Origin of the sequence: Brunnivagina elsteri CCALA 953 (genome assembly GCF_002289455.1) — a bacterium.
Lineage (GTDB): Bacteria > Cyanobacteriota > Cyanobacteriia > Cyanobacteriales > Nostocaceae > Brunnivagina > Brunnivagina elsteri.
This window is the reverse complement of sequence record NZ_NTFS01000425.1, coordinates 1-5,374: the sequence shown is the minus strand read 5'-3', so window position 1 is coordinate 5,374 and position 5,374 is coordinate 1. Positions and strand designations below refer to the sequence as shown.

Below are 5,374 nucleotides of genomic sequence, written 5' to 3'. Positions count from 1 at the left end.
CGTACCACTCCGTGGAAGCAAGCTACGCGCAGCGTGTCGCTTTGCGACTCAGCGTCTACCGCGTTCCCGGAGGGTAGTATCTTCAAGATTTTCACCCTTGTTAAAAGTAAAGTTATAACCCGTTTTTAGTATAAGACTTTATCTAAAGATGATTGATATCGATTCCAAGTTTCATTTTTAAGATTATCGTAGATGAGGATTATATGTGTATTATGCTACTAATTTACAAACGATAAATACTATGGCATTATAGTACTGCAATACTACAATAAGTGCATTTTACAAGATTTAAAATAATCTCAAATTATTTACACAACTATTGATGTACTTTCCCAATATCTAAAAATATGGCTCCAAGGAATGGGGATTGTATAACCATAAGTTCAATAAATGCGTCATAGTTAATATACAGTAACTATTTTCAATATTTCTTAAGCAAAATTTCGTAGTAATGCTGTGGTGAAAGTGGAGGAATAACTGTGGCAGATGAAGGTTTTTCGGATTTAGAGGTGCAAGACTCGGTGTTAGCAGTTGATGACATTGAGAAAGAAGAGCAGGGGAAACGGCGACGGGGGTGGTTGACACCATTGTTGCTGGGTTTGGGTTTGGGGATTGCGATCGCAATTGGTACAATCCGGATTTTGGATCAGCGTTCGACGGCACAAAAAGCCCCGGCAGCAAGTAAAGTCGCAGCCTCGATTCCTCCAGCAATGACTGTAACTACGACACCAGCCCAATCTACTAGTATTAGTCGCTCTCTGAATGTTAGTGGAACTGTCGCAGCACGGGATTTAACCCCGGTTTTACCCCAAGCAAGTGGTTTGCAAGTCAAGCAAGTGCTTGTGAAGGTAGGGAATTCAGTCAAAGCTGGGCAAGTAATGGCGATACTCGATAATTCGCTTTTACAAGACCAAATTCGCCAAGCCAGGGCAGATGTGGAATCGAAGCAGGCAGATGTGACATCAAAGCAAGCTGATTTAGTCTCAAAGCAAGCTGGATTGACATCAAGCCAAGCAGCGCTAGCAGCAAGTCAAGCGGTAGTGCAACAAAGACAAGCCGACTTAGCCCAAGCAAAAGCGAGATTGGTAGATGCACAGCGTAATTTTCGCCGCAACCAAGAACTTTTGGCACAGGGAGCAATTAGCCGTCAAGTATTAGATACGAACGAAACTACTTTCACAACTGCGAGGGAAGCAGTGAGGCAAGAAGAAGCAAATATTCGCAGCGCTCAAGCTAATGTTGAGAGTGCCAGGGCGAATATTGGTATAGCTCAAGCGAGTGTGCAGATTGCGGAAGCGGGTATAAATAGCGCCCAAGCTAATGTTAAAAGTAATAATGCCAAAGTTGAGCAGTTCAAAACCCAGCTTGGGCAAACGGTGGTTCGTGCGCCAGTGTCAGGAATTGTTGCCGAACAGTTGACCCGTGTAGGTGATGTTACGGGTGTGCCCCCACAAACCCAGGTGGCGACAGTTGTGGGAGGTTCTCAGAAACTATTCTCAATTATTCAGGATGGGCAATTGGAGTTACAAGCCCTGGTTCCGGAAAATCAGTTAGGGCAAATCAAAGTTGGTGCAACTGTCCAGATTACATCAGCGAGGGATAATAGTGTGCGGTTGCAGGGAACAGTTAGGGATATAGAAGCAATTGTCAATCAGCAGCGACGGGAAGCAACAGTAAAAATCGATTTACCGTCAACGAGTTTATTTAAACCGGGAATGTTTGCCAGTGCCGCGATTACAACGACCACGCAAACGGGTGTAGCCATACCGCAGAAAGCCGTACAATCTCAATCGGATGGCAATACTGTTGTATTCATGCTATCGGGTGAAGACGTAGGTACTGGGGCTTCAGCTAAGGTAGATAAGATAAAAACCCAGAAAGTAGAAGTGGGAGAGATTCTTAATGGTGACAGAATTGAGATTAAAAGCGGAATTCGAGTAGGCGATCGCATTGTTGTCGATGGTGCTGGTTATGTCAAAGATGGCGATACAGTACGAGTCAACCAATAGACGACCCGATGGGTCGTCTATAATTAAAATTAATTAAAATTAATTAAAATTAATTAAAATTAATTAAAAAGAGACGACCCACCGGGTCGTACGATGATTTTTATTGAGAAAAATATTAAGTGCCCAATTCCCAATGCCCATTCCCTAAATAAATATGTCTTTTAATCTTTCTGCGTGGTCAATTAAAAAGCCCGTTCCGACGATAGTCTTATTTTTAATTCTGACTTTAATTGGTTGGTATTCTTTCTTAAATTTAGGAATTGATACCAGTCCAAACATCGATGTACCTACTGTTTCCGTCACTGTAACCCAACCTGGTGCTGGTCCAGCAGAATTGGAAACCCAGGTGACAAAGAAGATTGAAGATGCAGTTGCGGGTTTGGGAAACATTGACGAGTTGCGTTCGACTGTTAGCGATGGCATTTCCACCACAGTCATTGCCTTTAACTTGGGAATAAATACCGATCGCGCAACCAACGATGTCAGAAATGCGATCGCACAAATTCGCCAAAACCTTCCCCAAGATGTTAATGACCCAATTGTCAAGCGATTGGAATTTTCGGGTGGTCCAATTCTTACCTATGCCGTAAAATCAGATACTCTATCAGTCGAAGAGTTAAGTAATATTGTTGACCAAAATATTAGTCGCCGCTTGCTCGGTGTTAAAGGTGTTGCCCAAGTAAACCGGGTTGGTGGAGTAAATCGTGAGGTTCGCGTGAATTTAAACCCCGAACGCTTACAAGCTTTAAATATTACCGCAACTCAAGTTAATGACCAATTACGGGCATTTAATATTAACCTTCCTGGTGGACGGGCTGAATTAGGTGGTAGTGAACAAAGTATTCGGACTCTTGGCAGTGCCCAAACAGTTAAACAGCTACGGGAATATGAAATAGTCCTTCCCAATGGTGGTTCTGCACCTTTATCCAGTTTGGGAACTGTGGAAGATAGCTTTGGAGATGTCCGTCAAGCTGCCCTGCTCAATAACAATCCTGTGGTTGCATTCCAAATTCTGCGGAGTACGGGTAGCGTCACCGTTACCGTGGAAGCAGGGGTACAAGAAGCTGTTAAAGAATTAAATAAAACACTTAAAAGTCAAAACGTTAGTATTGAATTAATTTTTACCCGTGCTGCATTCGTCCGTGATTCCTATCAAAGTACAATCGAGGAATTAATTCAGGCTTCGGTGTTGGCTGTAATTATTATTATGTTGTTCTTGCGTAACTGGCGAGCAACATTAATTACAGCAGTGGCGTTGCCTCTGTCAATGTTACCGACATTTTTTGTCCAGCAAACCCTGGGTTATACCCTCAATAATATGACTTTGTTGGGTTTGGCATTAGCTGTGGGGAACTTAGTCGATGATGCCGTGGTGGAAATAGAGAACATGGAACGGCACATGGCAATGGGTAAATCACCCCGTCAAGCGGCTTTTGATTCGTCAGATGAGGTGGGTTTAGCTGTAATAGCTTCCGCAGCTACCATTATCGCGGTGTTTCTTCCTGTGGCGTTCATGGGTGGGATTCCCGGTCAGTTTTTCCAGCCTTTCGGGGTTACGGTTGCCGTTTCGACGTTTTTCTCAACTTTAGTTGCCCGCATGGTGACACCAATGATGGGGGCTTATTTACTTCAGGATAATCGGGGAAAATTGGCAAAGGGCAAAGGGCAAAGGGCAAAGGGCAAAGGGAAATTTTCCTTTATTTCTCGCTTTTTCTCTCCTTCTCTTCCTTCCCCATCCCGTCGTCGCTTTCAACCCTATAAATCCCTACTGAAATGGTCTTTGAACCATCGCATCATCACAATTGCGATCGCAGTAGCATTTTTCATTGGTAGTGTGATGTTGATTCCCTTGATTCCCAAGGGATTGGTTGATGGTGGTGATATTGGTATATCCACAATTTCGGTTGAGTTACCTCCCGGTTCAACTTTGGCAGATACTAACAAAGCTGTAACCCAATTAACTAATATCGTTAGGGAAAATACTGTAGTCGAAAACGTATTGGCAACCCAAGATATTAATTCAGCGACTCTTACAGTCAAGCTCAAATCGAAAGAAGAACGGAAACTTTCCCAGTTGGACTTTGAACAGCAAATACGTCCCGATTTTGCCCAAATTGCTGGTGCGAGAATTAGTTTCCAAAGTGCGAGTGCTGTAGGAGGGAGAAAAGATTTAACGGTGGTTTTACAAAGTGAAAATCCCCAACAATTAATCCAAGTCGCTGATAATCTCGAACGGGAAATGCGAAATATACCGGGTTTGGTTGAGGTGACATCGAGTGCGAGTTTAGTCAAACCAGAAATTTTAGTAATTCCTAACCCCCAACGTGCCGCAGATTTGGGAGTCACTGTCCAAGCGATCGCACGTACTGCTTCGTTAGCTACGATTGGTGATAATGACGCAAGTTTAGCAAAATTCAACCTTCCCGACCGCCAAATTCCGATTCGTGTCCAAATCAATCCGAAAGCACGTCAAGATATTGAAACTATCAAGAATTTGCAAGTTCCCCGTACTGGTGGTGGAATTGTACCGCTAAATTCCGTGGCTGATATTCGTTTTGGTAGTGGTCCTGCAACTATAAACCGTTTTGATAGACAGCGACAAGTTTCGGTGGAATCAAATTTAGAAGGAACTTCTTTGGGTAATGCTCTGGATGCTGTCGAGAAACTCCCAGCGCTGCAAAATCTACCTTTAGGTGTAACACGACGTTCCGCAGGTGATGCCAAAATCATGGCAGACATTTTCGGCAAATTTGGGCTTGCTTTGGGTGTGGCAGTAATCATGATTTACGGTATTCTCGTACTGCTGTATAACAATTTTTTGTACCCGATCGCAATTATGGCTGCATTACCCTTCTGTTTGGGTGGTACATTAGTCGCTTTGTTGGTAGCACAGAAAGCCTTGGGACTTTACGCTTTGATTGGGGTAGTTTTGCTTTTGGGTATTGTCACCAAAAACTCGATTTTGTTGGTTGACTATACATTAATCAATTTGGCAGCAGGGGAATCCTTACGCCATTCTTTAGTCGATGCAGGGGTATCCCGCTTACGTCCGATTCTAATGACCTCATTTGCCACAATTGCCGGGATTATTCCCTTAGCATTGGGAGTTGGTGCTGGTGCGGAAGTTCGTCAACCAATGGGTATTGCCATTTTAGGAGGATTTACCACCTCGACACTATTGACATTGCTAGTTGTGCCAGTGCTATTCAGTTATATCGAGAATTTCCAAAATTTCATTTTAGACTTTGGACGTTATGGCTTTAAAGGTAAAAAAACGAACAAAAAAAGGCGCGAGAATCAACAGGATTCGCTTCCAGATACTTTAAACCTACCCCCAGAAGCGGAAAAATGGCGATCGTGATTAG

2 protein-coding genes are annotated in these 5,374 nt (G+C 43.4%); both read left to right on the top strand.

All coding sequences use genetic code 11. The annotated features are described in order from the left end of the window. Positions 1 to 479: 479 nt before the first annotated feature. The gene (locus CK510_RS25560) at positions 480 to 2,009 is read left to right on the top strand and encodes an efflux RND transporter periplasmic adaptor subunit (protein WP_095724349.1); all 1,530 of its coding nucleotides are present in this window, start codon (positions 480 to 482) and stop codon (positions 2,007 to 2,009) included. A 154-nt stretch (positions 2,010 to 2,163) separates the two neighbouring features. Continuing rightward, positions 2,164 to 5,370: an efflux RND transporter permease subunit gene (locus CK510_RS25555; protein WP_095724348.1), complete on the top strand. Its 3,207-nt coding sequence runs from the start codon at positions 2,164 to 2,166 to the stop codon at positions 5,368 to 5,370. The last annotated feature ends 4 nt before the right edge of the window (positions 5,371 to 5,374 follow it).